Source organism: Acetivibrio clariflavus DSM 19732, assembly GCF_000237085.1.
In the GTDB taxonomy this organism is placed as follows: Bacteria; Bacillota; Clostridia; order Acetivibrionales; family Acetivibrionaceae; genus Acetivibrio; species Acetivibrio clariflavus.
In genome coordinates this window covers 1,687,060-1,702,961 of the sequence record NC_016627.1, presented here as the reverse complement: position 1 = coordinate 1,702,961, position 15,902 = coordinate 1,687,060, and the positions used below count along the sequence as shown (strand labels likewise).

The 15,902-nt window shown below is 34.9% G+C and carries 14 protein-coding genes and 1 pseudogene; 3 read left to right on the top strand and 12 right to left on the bottom strand.

The genetic code is table 11. The features are described 5' to 3' along the window. Positions 1–15 precede the first annotated feature (15 nt). Positions 16–258: pseudogene (locus tag CLOCL_RS07255) on the bottom strand (IS4 family transposase); the annotation flags it as partial. A gap of 109 nt (positions 259–367) precedes the next feature. Between CLOCL_RS07255 and CLOCL_RS07250 the strand changes: the two are divergent. Beyond that, complete coding sequence (locus CLOCL_RS07250; protein WP_014253901.1) at positions 368–1,438, top strand: IS30 family transposase; 1,071 nt, start codon at positions 368–370, stop codon at positions 1,436–1,438. A gap of 840 nt (positions 1,439–2,278) precedes the next feature. On the opposite strand, the gene CLOCL_RS07245 is transcribed toward CLOCL_RS07250, so the two are convergent. Continuing rightward, complete coding sequence (locus CLOCL_RS07245) at positions 2,279–3,034, bottom strand: RDD family protein (protein WP_014254738.1); 756 nt, start codon at positions 3,032–3,034, stop codon at positions 2,279–2,281. A 231-nt stretch (positions 3,035–3,265) separates the two neighbouring features. Between CLOCL_RS07245 and CLOCL_RS22450 the strand changes: the two genes are divergently transcribed. Together CLOCL_RS22450 and CLOCL_RS07240 are read left to right on the top strand one after the other, a co-directional pair. After that, positions 3,266–3,403, top strand: a complete 138-nt coding sequence (locus CLOCL_RS22450; protein ID WP_169313379.1) for a hypothetical protein — start codon at positions 3,266–3,268, stop codon at positions 3,401–3,403. An 11-nt stretch (positions 3,404–3,414) separates the two neighbouring features. Then, positions 3,415–4,233: a stage II sporulation protein M gene (locus CLOCL_RS07240; protein WP_052306580.1), complete on the top strand. Its 819-nt coding sequence runs from the start codon at positions 3,415–3,417 to the stop codon at positions 4,231–4,233. Positions 4,234–4,290: 57 nt separating this feature from the next. On the opposite strand, the gene CLOCL_RS07235 is transcribed toward CLOCL_RS07240, so the two are convergent. The 10 genes from CLOCL_RS07235 to spoIIM form a co-directional block, all read right to left on the bottom strand. Continuing rightward, positions 4,291–5,601 (bottom strand): DUF58 domain-containing protein, encoded by a 1,311-nt coding sequence (locus CLOCL_RS07235; protein ID WP_014254737.1) that lies wholly within the window; start codon positions 5,599–5,601, stop codon positions 4,291–4,293. 26 nt (positions 5,602–5,627) lie between these two features. Next, positions 5,628–6,620, bottom strand: coding sequence for an AAA family ATPase (locus CLOCL_RS07230; protein WP_014254736.1), 993 nt, complete (start codon positions 6,618–6,620; stop codon positions 5,628–5,630). Continuing rightward, positions 6,620–7,636: a DUF4350 domain-containing protein gene (locus CLOCL_RS07225; protein ID WP_014254735.1), complete on the bottom strand. Its 1,017-nt coding sequence runs from the start codon at positions 7,634–7,636 to the stop codon at positions 6,620–6,622. Before CLOCL_RS07225 ends, CLOCL_RS07230 begins: the two co-directional genes overlap by 1 nt. A gap of 32 nt (positions 7,637–7,668) precedes the next feature. Further along, a complete protein-coding gene (locus CLOCL_RS07220; RefSeq protein WP_014254734.1) occupies positions 7,669–8,421 on the bottom strand; it encodes a hypothetical protein in 753 nt (250 codons plus the stop codon). Then, the gene (locus CLOCL_RS07215) at positions 8,414–9,445 is read right to left on the bottom strand and encodes a glycerophosphoryl diester phosphodiesterase membrane domain-containing protein (RefSeq protein WP_014254733.1); all 1,032 of its coding nucleotides are present in this window, start codon (positions 9,443–9,445) and stop codon (positions 8,414–8,416) included. Before CLOCL_RS07215 ends, CLOCL_RS07220 begins: the two co-directional genes overlap by 8 nt. A 329-nt stretch (positions 9,446–9,774) precedes the next feature. Beyond that, a complete protein-coding gene (locus CLOCL_RS07210; RefSeq protein ID WP_245532855.1) occupies positions 9,775–10,986 on the bottom strand; it encodes a D-alanyl-D-alanine carboxypeptidase family protein in 1,212 nt (403 codons plus the stop codon). 92 nt (positions 10,987–11,078) lie between these two features. Further along, the gene (locus tag CLOCL_RS07205; protein ID WP_014254731.1) at positions 11,079–12,380 is read right to left on the bottom strand and encodes a pyrimidine-nucleoside phosphorylase; all 1,302 of its coding nucleotides are present in this window, start codon (positions 12,378–12,380) and stop codon (positions 11,079–11,081) included. A 20-nt stretch (positions 12,381–12,400) separates the two neighbouring features. Continuing rightward, entirely contained in the window at positions 12,401–13,567 is a 1,167-nt protein-coding gene (locus tag CLOCL_RS07200; RefSeq protein WP_014254730.1) for a phosphopentomutase, read from the bottom strand. 295 nt (positions 13,568–13,862) lie between these two features. Continuing rightward, positions 13,863–14,747 carry a site-specific tyrosine recombinase XerD gene (gene xerD / locus CLOCL_RS07195; protein ID WP_014254729.1) on the bottom strand — a complete coding sequence of 295 codons (885 nt, stop codon included), beginning with the start codon at positions 14,745–14,747 and terminating at the stop codon, positions 13,863–13,865. A 366-nt stretch (positions 14,748–15,113) separates the two neighbouring features. Next, entirely contained in the window at positions 15,114–15,752 is a 639-nt protein-coding gene (gene spoIIM / locus CLOCL_RS07190) for a stage II sporulation protein M (protein WP_014254728.1), read from the bottom strand. Positions 15,753–15,902: the final 150 nt, after the last annotated feature.

Here is a 15,902-nt window from a genome sequence, read left to right as displayed (position 1 = left end):
AAATAAATATATTAATCAACTTTCGCAGGAAACAACTGATAGCTTTGCCTTGATATGAACAGGCAAACAAGTGACAAAGTAGTTGAGAAACTCGTTGACTGTTTCCTTTGTCAAAAGCAGTTTTTCCTGTAAAGTAGTTTTTAAAGCCTCTATTATAAGCTGCAGTGCCTCATGGAATTTAATGTCCTCAAGTTCATCGCAGCAATAGTAGAACAAAGTACCAATAGTGCGTAAATCAGTATTATTGCGGTTGGTTAATTGTAAAATTAAATGCAACAGGTAAAATGTAGTAAAAAAATTAACAACCATAGTGAGAAATCATGTATGATTTAGGTGTCCAATCCAAACATACAGGAGGTTCTCAACTATGGTTATCAAAACTAATAATAACACAACTAAACGTAAATTTAAACACCTAAATGTTTATGAACGTGGACAAATTGAAGCTTTCATTAAGGAAGGGAAATCACAACGCTATATTGCTAAAATGCTAGGTCGTTCACCAAGTACGATCAGTCGTGAGATTAAAAGAGGTACAACGATTCAAATGAGGCATGATTTAACGACGTATAGAAAGTATTTTGCTGAAAGTGGGCAGATAGCTTATGAAAAAAATCGTTTGAATTGCGGTGCAAAGTGTAAATTAGCTAGAGTTGAAGATTTCATAAAATTTGCAGAAGAAAAAATACTATATGAAAAATGGTCACCAGATGCCGTAGTTGGCTCATGTATAGTGAATTCTAAGTGGATGCATTCTACTATTGTATGTACTAAAACCTTATATAATTATATAGACCAAGGGCTGCTGAAAGTACGAAATATTGATTTAAACCTTAAACTTCGAATAAAACCAAAAGTAAGAAGAGACCGTCAGAATAAACGTATTCTGGGAAAAAGCATCGATCAAAGGCCAGAAGATGTGCAACTACGGCAGACTTTTGGACATTGGGAAATTGATACAATCATAGGGAGAAAATCTAGCGATACAGTTATTTTAACATTAACAGAACGAAAGACACGCTATGAACTGCTGTTTCTTTTAGAAGCAAGAGATAGTAATGCTGTTAACAAGGCACTTTTGGAACTAAAGAATTTCTATGGAGAACAGTTTTGTAACATATTTCGTACTATTACAGCAGACAATGGTTCAGAATTTAGTAGATTGACAGAAATATTACAACCATTAGGGATAGAAGTATACTATGCACATCCTTATTCCTCATGGGAAAGAGGTACTAATGAACGTCATAATGGTCTTATACGGCGTTTTATACCTAAAGGGAAAGCAATAAGAGATTTTACAGCGACAACAATAAAACGTATACAAGACTGGTTAAATAATCTTCCACGCAAGATATTAGATTATAAAACGCCTGAAGAATGCTTTAATGAAGAGCTGTTTAAAATAGTTAATGATGATACATCAAAAACAGCTTAAGCCCTTCTTTCATGTGAATTATAGAGCTCATTTGAGGGGAGTCAAGGGTAAAGACTTCGTCTTGCCTGACGGCAACCCTTGACATCCCTCTGCATTCGCTCAAATAAATAACCAAGAAGGGCTTAAGGATAATATTGTGGATTTACCACCTAAACAAAAAATGATTTCTACTATAGGTGTTGCATTTAATATTGCAATTTAAACAGAAAACATTTTGAAAAAGTTATCAACTGTCAAAGAAAATCTATTTTCTTCCTTAACCTTCTGTGATACAATAGACATGTTCAAGAACCTCCAAATTGTCGATTTAATAGGGTTTGGGTACTTCTATTATATCACATAGAAGGGGGTTCTTGTACTTTTTTATTGCCCAAATCTATTGATTTTTCAATGTTCAGTGCACATTATTCACGTGCGAAAGTTGATTATATTATTTTAAAATAATATATTTTGCGCAAAAAATATAAACCATGCGTCAGCCCTATCAGCAAAGCATTCTAATTTGCAGCGGAAAATAGGATTGTGAAGAAGTAAATTATGTCTACAAGATTCTACGGGTTCTTAAACTTCGAATGAGTGGCAAATTTGCAAATAGATATATTACAAAAAAGATATGTCGATTTGATAAATATTTTAATAAAACAATATTACGGTCAATACCAATAACAAGACTTAAGTTTTTTAACGTCATCAGCCACGAAATCTTAAATATATCCCATAATAAAATGTTACCATAATTTTTTATTAGTGGCAATATAATAAAATCGATAATAAAGATTCAAAATTGTGCTAATAGATAAATATCTAATGCCTATTACCCAATAATTTTCATTAACTTTTTCAATAAAGACCCGAATTCCTTCGGATAATCTCTTCAAAAAACTCATAGGGATTACTATATTTGTCCTGTACATTAAACTTTCTTGAAAAGTATTTATTGAAATTATATGCGAAAACATAACGTCTTTCCCCTACACTATTCTTTCTGGCTAAAAATTCCTTTAAAACTTCATACTCAAAATGAGTTACCGGATATATATTGGAACTTTCAATATAATCGTCACCGTTTTCAGTTTGTTTCAACAAATCCTCAACTTTAACAATCTGATCGTTTTTTCTCACTTTAACCACTACAGTATTTGCTGCAAAATCTCCTACCCTTTTATAATTCTTTGTCAGCATGACCAAAAAAGCATCCAGAAGATATAGAAAAGGAAATATATACACAACTCTAAGAAAATTCCTCAATATACTGTCAAATATACCTACCGGTTCTCCTGTCTGTCTTATTACCCTGATGGAAAAAAGCTTTTTGCCCGGAGACTGTCCCTTCATAACCATTTCAAAAAAAGGAAAATACAATAAATGAAAAAGAATCAGGATTGTTATTGCAAAAGCCAAAACCTGAAATCCCAATTCACGTATCAAAGCTTCATAATCAAATCCGGCAAAATACAACCCCAATAATGCTACCGTAAAAACAAACAGCTGTATAAGCAAATCAACAATAAAAGCTGCAAATCTAGACCCTATTCCTGCCAATTCATATTCAATAAATACGTTTTCCGGAGTAAGGATATTCAGTACTTTTTTCATCTTTTATTGAACACCTCTTAAAAAATTTAATATATTGAAATATTGATACAAGTTTTGATAAAACTTTATTATCGAATCATCATATACTTTCCTAGGTAATTTATGTTCTTTAACAATTCAATTGTAACAGATAAACTTTTCTGATAAAATAAGTTTTATAAAATATTTTTAATTATATGCTGTAAACGAAAACAAATATTATTCTAAATTTTAAAGCAAAAGGTGCAAAGTATGAAGGAAGATAAATTTATCAGTCAAAATATTGAAATCTGGAAAGACTTCGAATCAACCCTTGAAAAACTTAATTCCAAAAGTCTTTATAAATTTAACAAAGACGAGTTGGATAGTTTTTTTATTCCTACAATTTAATTAGCAGTCACTTGTCCTATGCCAGAACCAACTTTGGAAATACAAATACAACAAACTATCTTAACAGGCTTGTTGCTTCAGCACACAGTTATATATATACCAGTAAGAGCTTTAGTCTAAAAAAAGCATTAGTTTTTCTTATTTCCGGTTTTCCAAAGCTGGTAAAGAAGAATTGGAAACCTATATTACTATCCTCCCTGATCTTTCTTCTGGCAACTGCTATCAGTTTTATCTTTACTCTTATTTCAACCGATAACGCCGGTGCTTTTATCCCCCAGGAAATGGTTGAAAGCGTCCTTGAAAGAAATTCAAGTGAATATGTTGCCGACCGTAATGGAGCAGTTTTGTCCCCCTTTATTTTTACCAATAACATAAGAGTCGGCATATTAGCCTTTGCCTTAGGAATAACCCTTACCATCGGTACGGTTTATGTTGTATATATTAATGGTTATCCGCTTGGTGCTTTGGCTGCTTTATATCTTCATAAAGGCGGAAGTCTTCTATTCTGGTCCCTTATCCTTCCTCATGGTATATTAGAGCTTTTCGCTATATTTGTATGCGGCGGTGCAGGAATAATTATAGGTTATTCCATCATAAATCCGGGTAAATATTCCCGCAAAGATTCTTTTATAATAAGAGGTAAGGAAGCAATAAAACTGGTTTTAGGCACTATACCTATATTTATTGTTGCCGGCATAATAGAAGGTTTTTTTACCCCTTCTTCTCTCTTTTCCGAAGCAGCAAAAGTTATCTTTGCAGCAATAACCTTGTTACTGCTGGTTGTCTATCTATCATTACCAAATATTCCCAAATTTAATGGCATGGACTAATCTCAAATCAAGCTGATTTCCTTTGCGTTCAGAAAATCAATCAAAGTCAGCCAAACCCTAAATCTGCATCATTGACTTCATGCTCAAATACTTGTTTACAACTTCGATAGAAAGTTTATCTGGTGGAACATCCACAACAGCAATGGAAGAATCGTTAAATATCTTCTTGATTTTTTCCCTTTCACTGATTAATTTCATGGCCGCTACTTGAGTATATATACCTTTTGTGTCTTCTACATTACCTTCAGCATAATCATAAAGCCGCATATCCTTTATGGTTATAATAAGCGGTATATGCTGTCTTGCAAGACCTTTTAAAGCCGATGCCAGTTGAAAAGCCTCATCGGCGTTAAATAACTCGGTAAAAATACATAACAGGCATCTGCGCTTTTGATTCCGGTTTAAGTAAGTCAGAGCTGCCACATAGTCAGCAGTAACAAAATTCTCCTGAACATTATAGAGGTTTTCAGCAATCAACTGAAACTGTCCCATTCCTTTACCGGGTTTTATAAACCTTTTTACCGTATTGTCAAATACCATGACACCAGCATTATCACCTTTTTTTAAAGCCACATCAGCTAAAAGGAATGCTGCATTAATGGAATAATCCAGCTTTTTTATATGGTTTATCTCAGAATTCATAACTCTGCTGGAATCAAGCATTATCATAATCTGCTGGTTTCTTTCATGTTCATAGGTATTCACAATAAATTTGTTGGCCCTTGCTGTAGCCATCCAGTTTATATTTCTATAATCGTCTCCTTCGATATATTCCCTGAGACTTTCAAACTCAGTTCCTATTCCAAAGCTTTTATTCTTCTTTATCCCCTGAATAAGCTGGCTTTTCTTAATGGCTGCCAGTCCATACTTGCTTAAATCCTTTAAGTTCGGGTATACCTTATAGGTGTTCTCAACGTCAAAGAACCCCTTCTTCATACACAGCCCCATTACACCTTTATACCTTACATGGATTTTGCCGAATTTAAACTCGCCTCTTTTTTCCGGTACTACATAGTAATTTCCAACAGCCTCATAGTGCGGTGCTACACGGATTGTTACAATGCTGTTTCTTGTTTTCATATACTCAGGGACTTCATCAATGGCTTCAATATCAAGGGCATATCCACTGTTATTTCTGATGTTTATACCAATTTCATTCTCTGTCCCCATGGAAAGTTTTTCCTGACACACTCTTTCGACACACAAAAGATTTGTGTCGGGAGTAATTCTGAAATCAACTATAAAAAGCGAAAATATTATTATGTTATAGATCAAAAAAGCATATAATTCAAGACCTATAAATGACGCTATAATAACCGGCACTATTCCTGATGCAAGAAGTGCTAAAAAACGTTTACTGAACAGCATCTTTTTAACTCCTTTTCAATTTTCCCTTACCTGGGAACCTCAACTTTTGCAAGGATATTTTTTATTGCATCATCATTGCTTAAGCCGTCAATTCCCGCTTCCGGCTTAATTATTATACGATGGCGCAATACAGGCAGCGCCAGTTCTTTAACATCCTCCGGTATAACATAGTTTCTTCCATCCATAGCTGCATAGGTTTTTGCAGTAAGAAGCAGCGCAATAGATGCCCTCGGGCTGGCTCCCAGCGCAAGAGTGGGAGAATTTCTTGTAGCTCTTACTATGGATGTTATATAATTGATTATACCCTCATTAACCTGTACTCCCTGAATTTCTTCCCGGCACCTTTTTATATCTTCAAAAGTGCATACCACATTGATATTTTGATTTTCTATCTCCTTACTGTTAAAACCGGAGTTATATTTCTGCAGGAGCATATTTTCAAATTTGTGAGGCATATAGTCTACCAGCAGCTTCATCAAAAACCTGTCCAGCTGTGCTTCCGGCAATGGATAGGTTCCCTCATATTCAACAGGATTTTGCGTAGCCAATACCATAAACATATCGCTCAATTTATGCGTCTCACCGTCAATAGATATAGCTCTTTCCTCCATAGCTTCCAAAAGTGCTGCCTGGGTTTTGGGAGGTGTCCTGTTAATCTCATCGGCTAAAAATATATCGGTAAAAAGAGGCCCCTTCTTCAAGAAAAACTCAGTCTTTTTCGGATCAAAAACTTTTGTACCTATTATATCAGCCGGCATCAAATCCGGAGTAAACTGGACTCTTTTGAAATCGGCGTCAATTGCCCTTGACATTACCTTTGAAGCTAAAGTTTTAGCCAGTCCGGGAACTCCTTCTATCAATACATGACCTCCCGACAAAAGAGCAACTACCATATGTTCAATAAATTGATACTGACCCACCACAATTTTGGATATTTCTTCTATAATGGCTTTTGCCTTTTCTTTGGTAAACTCACATCCGGCAACATCATTTTCTTTATACGAATTTATTTCCACCATTACTTAATCCCCTTTCTGATTGATTCAAGACTCTTATATATGCCTATCAATACCTTGCTATTGTTTTTTCCACTCCTTATATAATTCTCACACTCTGAAAAGACTTCTTCCACATTTAAATTCTTTAATATATTGTTTTCTTTTGCTGCTCTGACAATATCGGTATCACTCCAGTCATCCCTTCCAAATCCTAAAAATTTAGCAAGCTCCTGCTTTACGTTTTCCAAGTAAACTTCCAAAACCATATTGCTTGCCTTTGCCTTAAAATAAATATTTGAAAGGGCAAAGAGATTCTCATTTTCCTCTCTCTTGATGGTCTCAAACACAACCACAGGCTTTCCGAACCTTCGTGATACATTAAATATATATATCAATAAACACATAGCCAATTGGATAATCACAAGCCTTCCGGCAAAACCTATTATATCCCAAAGTTTTATACCATTCTTTCCTATGCCATGAAAATATTCATTAAACAAAACTTTTTTGTTGGAAGCTTCTTCAAGAGCTTCTATAAACTGCACTCCATAATCCAGGTTTTTTACTCCCGAATTAGTATATTTCTCGCTATCGGCAAAATAAATAATACTTCCTTTACCGACACTGTATTTATACCCCTGGTCATATTTTCCGAAATAAGTCGGTCCTGTTGCACCAAGTTCCTCAATATATTCCTCAATGTCATAGGAAATCAACACAAGGGCATTTCCTCTTTCAAGCCAGGCTTTAAGATATTTCTTTTCCAAACTGTTTTCCAATATTTCCGATACAGGTTCGATGGCAACCACTGTAGCGTTATCAGGTAAAAACCTTGACGGTCTCGTATATATTCTTACATCATATCCCATTTCCTTTGACAAAAGATATAAAGCTCTTGTCCCATCACCCTCCGCATTGTAGCAGGAGTATTCAATACTTTGCTGTATTTCATCCTTAAAGTCATAAACAATTAAACCGGCAGCAGCTATTATCAATATTACAGCAGCATATATAATAATTTTCCTATACCGTTTCATCAGCTGTTGTTTCCTCCTCTGCGGTGCAAACCTTATTTGCAAGAATTAAATAAACTGCCGTATTCATCATTCCATTTAACAAATATTGATTTGTCGGCTTTTTTTCCACCGTACCAATATCTGTTAAACACGTGGGTAAATTCAGCCATAACACCGTGAATCTCAGGCTTATTATCCTTTATCTCAACCAAATATTGCTTGTTTGTTTTTGCTTTGTTTATTCTGATAATATTCAGATCATTCAAACGGATTAAAAGGGATATATACAAGAACCTTAACCCCTGGGTATAATCTCCCTTATTGTAATAATCAAAAGCCTTTCTGTATACTTCATCGGCATCCTTCAATACATTCAGAAGAAGTGCATCTTCCTCCTGCCTTACCTTTCGTGAGTATGTAAACCTTTTTACAACAAAATATATGACTAACACAATAATTGCCAGTATAATCGCAATAGCAATAATCTGAAGTAAAATTAAGACTTCCTTAGATACCTTTGAACCGCTAAAAACTTTTTGGAGTTTATCGGTCATATTCAGTTTTTCCCAAATATTCTTTAAAAACTCAATAAATTTATCATGCAATACTTCAAGCAAACTTTTGGCCTCAGTTTTTTCACTGAACTCTCCGGAATTCAAAATCTTTGAAAGTTTTTTTCTAATTTCCTCTTCATTTTCAGGACTATAGGCTTTTACCTTATCGGTAAACAAATTAGCTATACCGATAATAGCCAGTATAACAAAAAATATTTTTTTTATTGCCTTACTTTTAACCAATCTACCCATTAACCGATTCTCCATATCTCGCTTTTTCATTTTCAATCAGCTTTCTCATTTTTATTTCCAGGTCCAGTCCTTCTTTTTGAATCTTCATGTTTATAAACAGAATAGTTATAAATACCAGTATAAAAGGCTCTGCTATTGCAGAACACATCTGTGAAAAAGCATTGACAATAATATATAAAGTATTGTTTACTACTGCTACAATCATTGTAGCACCAATAAGCAAGGAATTAAACAGATAATACAGCATTAATGCAAATATACCCGAAAAGGCTATATGCCAAAACTTACCTTTAGTAAGGTTAAAACTTCTTCGAATACTTTCCGATACCGATTTATCCTCTATAACAATTATATGGGCTCCAAATATCAGTTTTACAGCAAAAAAACCCATGGCAAACAATACTCCCAGCACAACGAAAATTATCAGAAAAACAATGGTTACAGCAAGTAAAACCGGCGGCAAATACAAAGTTGAAACCATCATAACCGGTGCTATAACAAATAATACGGCAACACTAATGGAAACTATATATGCTGTTGCCAGAATCAGTACAAATATAACGGCATTTCCCATCATTTTGGGCATAAACTTAAAACTCTCTTTTATAAGAGTCTTAACATCGGTCAATGAATTGACTTTAACTTCACCGCTTATTGCATAACCATATATCATTTTTATTACCGCTGCATTCAATACAAGTTTGAAAGTTATTGAATACACCATTTGAAGCATGCTCAATAATGATGCCATGGTACTGTTTATGAGCGGTGCATCGGTTAAATATCTGTCAGCCATTTCAGGAGAAAACACTCCGTTAAATAAATCTCTGTATATGTTGAAAACGTCAGCTAGATTATTATCCACCAAAACGTTTACTATTATTGAATATAATACAGTCCAAGGAATATAAAGAATAAGAGATAACAGGACAATACCTTTGAAATTCTGTTTAAAGGCTTCCACAGAATAATCAAGAACATCTCCAATATTCATAGGTTTTAGATGGTTTCCAACCTGGCTCATAACGACCTCACATTTTGCAGTTATTTATTTAAAGTATCATATTTTGTTAATTCTTTCAATATACCGAATATCGCCAAATTTTGCAAAAAGCTTAATATTTTATGAAAACCATAACTGATTTCTAGTCTATCATAATTTTAGAATTTCTACCATATAACACAAATAAAAACTAATTTATATTGCAGTATTGCAATTCGCTTCCCGATACCAATAAAGTGACATAAATAGGGTGGATTAAAAACAACCCACCCCAAGCTATAACTGATACTTCTCCATCTCTTTTAGTTAATAAGAGTTCATATTTTAAAATAGTTACGAATCGAAAGAAATTATGCTTTACCCAAAGTAAACCAACTTCTAAGCATTCTTACAAAGATATGACCGATATTAATTTTTTCCACATCCCTGTCAGCCACAATATCAACCCGGCAAATCTCATTATCATCAATTTTATATATGATTTCTCCCACTTTTTGCTCAGCTTTCACGGGAGCTGTTATCTCTTCATTCAAACTCACCTGACGAACTATCTTTGTCTTCTGTCCTCTTGGAAGCAGAACCTTTACATCGTTTCCTATAACTGCACCTGCTTTTGAAACTTTTCCCTTTTTAACACTGATATCTGATATCAGATCGCCTTTTTTATTAATCTCAACCGATTCATAATTGGCAAATCCATAATCGAGAAGTTTTCTGGTTTCTGCAAACCTTGTGTTTGAATCCGGTTCACCCAATACTACCGAGATCAATCTCATATTATTACGAGATGCTGTAGCCGCCAGACAAAATCCTGCAGCTCTTGTAAACCCTGTCTTTAACCCGTCGCAATTGCTATAAAACCTTACAAGCTTATTGGTATTTACCAACTGAAACTCACCGTTTCTAAAGGAGTCCATATAAATGGATGTATATTCCAATATTTTAGGATGTTTTGTTATGAGTTCCCTTGACATCAAAGCTATATCATAGGCACTGCTGTAGTGATCCACATCCGTCAGCCCGGTACAGTCCCGAAACTGGGTGTTTTTCATGCCGAGTTCTGCAGCCTTTTCATTCATCAGCACTACAAAAGCCTCTTCACTTCCGGCTACAAGCTCTGCCAAAGATACCGTAACATCATTGGACGAATGCAGTGCAACAGCTTTTAACGCATCATGTACCGAATACTGCTCACCAGGTTCAATATATGCCTGCGACCCTCCCATTCCCGAAGCATACTCGGAAGCTGTAACTGTATCTTGTAAACTTATCTTTCCCGAATCAATGGCTTCCATAACCAAAAGCATCGACATAATTTTGGTTACACTGGCAATGGGAAGTCTTTCATTACTGTTGTTCTCAAGCAAGACCTGCCCTGTAGAGGCATCCATTAAAATATAAGATTTTGCCTTAAGTTCTGAAACACTGGCACTGGCCATTATTTTTTCAACAGTAGCCGGATTATAAACCGGCTTTTCTTCAATTGCAAAAGCAATGCCGGAATATATATTAACTACAAGGCATATAATTATTAAATATCCCAACAACCCCTTACCTCTCAATTAGTATTCCCCCCAATTAGTTTTCATTAGTAGATTACTATGCTGAAAACCAATTGTATATGCCATTTGTTTTTATTCGCCTTTATTATTTGCTATTCAACATATGAGAGGATCAAAGGCCTTTGAGGTTCAACCGAATCGCCAAGTACCAGGCTCTTTTTCAAAGTTTCAAGAGCTTGATTTATTTTTTCGGTATCATCGGAATATAAAGTTGCTATTAATTCTCCTTTTTTTACAGACATTCCTGTTTTCTTATAAAGCTTTATACCGGCCGAATAATCTATTGCACTTTCTTTTGTTTCCCTGCCGGCACCTAAAATCATCGATGAAATGCCCAACATATCAGTTCTGATCTTTTCTATACAGCAATCTTGTTCCGAAGTAAACTCATACATATGTCTCGGCTTTTTGAAAAGATCATAATCTTCTATGACATCAGGTATTCCGCCCTGTCTTTCTATCATTTGGGCAAATTTTTCGAGTGCCTGTCCATTTTCCAGCACCTCTCTTGCTCTTTGCTTACAGTAACTTTCATCCCCTATTCCTGCAAGTTCCAGCATTTTGGCTGCCAAACACAGAGACACTTCCTCAAGGTCTTTAGGTCCGTTCCCCTTTAATGTATCTATAGCTTCAATAACCTCAAGAGAATTGCCGATGGCATTTCCCAGCGGAATATCCATATCTGTAACAATGGCAACGGTTTTTTTGCCAAGATTATTACCTATCTTTACCATACAACGAGCCAGTTCTTCTGACTTTTCCAAGGTTTTCATAAAAGCTCCGCTGCCGGTCTTTACATCAAGGACTATTCTATCGGCCCCACAAGCAATCTTTTTGCTCATTATACTGCTTGCAATCAAAGGAATACTGTTAACTGTAGCTGTAACATCTCTAAGGGCATATATCTTCTTGTCAGCCGGGGCAAGGTTTCCGGTCTGTCCTGCCACAGAAATACCAATTCTATTTACATTTTCTATAAATTCTTCCTTTGAAAGGGCAGTTTTTAACCCAGGGATTGACTCAAGCTTGTCTATTGTCCCACCAGTGTGCCCCAAGCCCCTTCCGGACATTTTTGCCACCGGGACTCCACAGGCAGCTACAATCGGTCCTACGACAAGAGTAGTCTTATCTCCAACCCCTCCGGTGCTATGCTTATCCACCTTTATACCGTCAATAGCTGAAAGGTCTATTACATCACCGGAATTAGCCATAATTTCAGTTAAATCTGCTGTTTCCCTTTCACTCATTCCGTTCAAAAATATAGCCATAAGCAAAGCAGCAACCTGATAATCTGGTATTAAATCATTGCAGTAGTTGTTTATAAAGTAACTGATTTCATCATAGCTCAATTCTTTTCCATCACGCTTTTTTTCAATAACGTCATACATTCTCATATTTGACACATCCTTATTAATTACTTTATTTCGTTTAAAAAGCTTTTTCCCTGCAATTCACCGGTAATATCAAGATAATGCGCTACCGTAGCTCCAACATCGCAAAATGAACTTCTGGTACCAAGATTGATATTTTGCTTTATCCTTTTGCCATAAACCAAAAGGGGTACGTGTTCCCGAGAATGATCGGTACTTTCCGTTGTAGGATCACAGCCGTGATCTGCAGTTATGAACAAAATATCGTCATCCCTCAAAGCATTTATTATCTCAGGTAGTCTTCTGTCAAATTCCATTAGAGCCTTTGCATAGCCTTCTACATCATTTCTGTGTCCGTAAACCATATCAAATTCCACCAGATTTGTAAATATAATCCCATTAAAATCGTCCTTAAGATATTCCAAAGTTTTGTCCACACCATCGTTATTATCTTTAGTGTGTACTGCATGGGTTATTCCCCGTCCGGCAAAAATGTCCTCAATCTTTCCTACCGCCCTAACATCCATTCCTTTTTCCTTTGCATAATCAAGAACAGTCTTTGCCAAAGGTTCCAACGAAAAGTCCTTTCTTCTCTCTGTTCTTTTATATTCTCCATTGCTGCCGACAAATGGTCTTGCAATTACCCTTCCTACAGCATGTTCTCCTTTTAAAATCTTCCTTGCCTTAGAACACATGTCATAAAGTTCCTCAATGCCAATCACCTCTTCATGGGCAGCAATTTGAAAAACACTGTCGGCAGAGGTATAAACTATAGGATATCCTGTCTTTACATGTTGATCACCTAACATCTTTATAATCTCTGTCCCAGATGCAGCTATATTACCGATAGTCTTTCTATTTATAGCCTTTTCAAAGGCTTCTATTACCTCTTTCGGAAATCCGTTAGGATAAACAGGAAAAGGTCTTTCAACAACAATCCCCGAAATTTCCCAATGTCCTGTTGTGGTATCCTTTCCGGCGGACCTTTCAGCCATTCTTCCAAAACATCCTTTTGGATTGTCAACTTTCCTAATGCCTTTCATATTGTCAATATTGCCTAATCCCAACTCTTGAAGATTGGGAAGGGAAAAATCCCTGACACAAGCTGCAATATTTCCCAAAGTATTGCTCCCTTTATCTCCGTACTTATCTGCATCGGGTAGTTCTCCCATTCCTACACTGTCCAAAACAACTATTATTGCTCTTTTCATTTTTAATCTCTCCTTATTAAAAAGATCAGTTACTGTCACAATAAATCTTACCCAAATATTCTTCTTATTAAAACTCTTTTAATAAATATATAAAAAAGTAAGATATAACTATCTTACTTTTTACAAAACATTTCTATTACCCTTTTCTGCTATTAACTTAATTATTGCAAAATAATAAATAAATGTCTATATTAAACCAGCAAAAGTTTTGCCAGTAGATGCGTCTTCAAAATTAATTGCCACAGTTTATTTCTGTTGAAATTGACAATATCTTTACTTTTCCTTACACTGTATTTTATGCTCTCGGATGAGTCTTTTTATAAACTTCTCTAATTCTGTTCTTGGCAATTTGAGCATAAACTTGGGTTGATGAAATATCCGAATGTCCTAACATTTCTTGTATTGACTTCAAATCGGCTCCATTTTCCAAAAGATGTGCTGCAAAGGAATGCCTCAACGTATGCGGAGTTATATCCTTATTTATCTTTGCCTGATTTTTATACTGCTTGATTATTTTCCAAAAACCTTGTCTTGTAAGTCTTTTACCGTTCACATTAACAAACAGTGCTTTTTCATCACTTCTTTGAATCAACAGGTTCCTTGATTTTGTCAGGTATTCATTTAAAGCTTGAATCGACGCAGATCCTATGGGAACCATTCTTTCTTTGTTTCCCTTATTGCATCTTATAAATCCCATATCAAGATTTACATCGGATACATTAAGGCATATCAGTTCTGAAACCCTTATTCCTGTAGCATACAGCAGTTCAAGCATTGCTTTGTCTCTATATCCTTTAAGGTCATCGCATTTCGGTTGTTCAAGCAAAAGTTCTACTTCTTTTGTCGAAAGAATTTGAGGTAATTTCTTTTCAACTTTAGGTGATTCAAGATCCTCTGTGGGATCACTGCTAATTACACCGTTTTTAGTTAAGAACTGGTAGAAAGATCTTATAGATGCAAGGTTTCTAGATATTGTAGAAGTTGCACGTCCCTTTTTTTGCAAATGCAGGAGGTAAGCAATTACAGTAGTTTTATTGGTATTTGTAATATTATGTATCTTCATTTCGCTTAAATATGTAATGTACTGTTCAATATCCCTCCTGTACGACTGTAAGGTATTGAGTGACAAACGCTTATCCTTCTCCAAAAAGGTAAGAAATTTCAAAACCAAATCTTCCATTTTTTACCCTACTTCCTCTCTTCTTAAAAAATAATATATATAAAGGCATAAACTATTATCATTTCCAATACTACAAATCCTTACTATTATACAAGAATTTTAGCTTCTTGTACAATATTTTCCACGTAACCCAAAATAGTTCGGATTATTGCCTAATTTTTTACAGTGATTTTTGTGCAATAAATACAAATATATGCTATATCAAATTATAACCATATTCCTATATGTATTGTCAACACTTTATAACATTATTATACATTATATACGGAATTTATGAAAATAATTTTACTTTTTCCTTTGCAAAAGCAATCAAATTTATTTCAAATTGTATTTCAAACTGTATTTCGAACTGTATATTATTAAAGCCTAAAGTACTTTCGACGTGATTATTCTGATGCATACAGGAGTGATATAGGATTCAACCAAGATACCTCCAAACATAAAACATGAGAAAAATGCTGTTGTAAGGCAGTATGCCAAAAAACTTGTCTTTAAACTCTCTTTACTCATCCGCCTATCGGAACGGTTTCTTATTATATTAAGCGAGAAATTAACGCCATTTACTCCCAGTGCTATAATACAGGGTATAATTATTATCTCTTTCGGTACAATGCTAAATAGAGTAAAAATTACACCTTTAAATCCCATCAGATCAATTATAAACCCCGATGTAAAACCTGTTATAAAACCTCTTACACCGATGAAAAAGTATATAAGAGGAATTCCTATTATTGTAACTCCAAGTGCCCACATGATTCCGACAAACCTTATGTTATCAATAAGGGAAATTCGCAGTATCTCATTGCTGTCAACCCTCTGATTTTCAAAAAGCTCCAAAAAGCCTTGAAAATAATTGGTTAACTCAGTTTTCTGTATTGAGCTTAAACCGTTAACAGTAAAAGCCCCTGCTGATACTCCTGTCACAAATGTTAAAAACAGGAACAGATATGTATTTCTATTTTTATTAATATGTTCTGCCAATAAATTATGTATCTTTGATATCACATTTATCCCCTCTTAAGCTGGTGTATTTTTAGTATCGATGTTTTTTGGACAACTTGTATCTTTTTCCTCAACCGAAATCTTACATTATTTTTCCCGAAGTTAAAAATATAGGTTAATGATAATAGTATAGAGAATACATCAAATCACTTT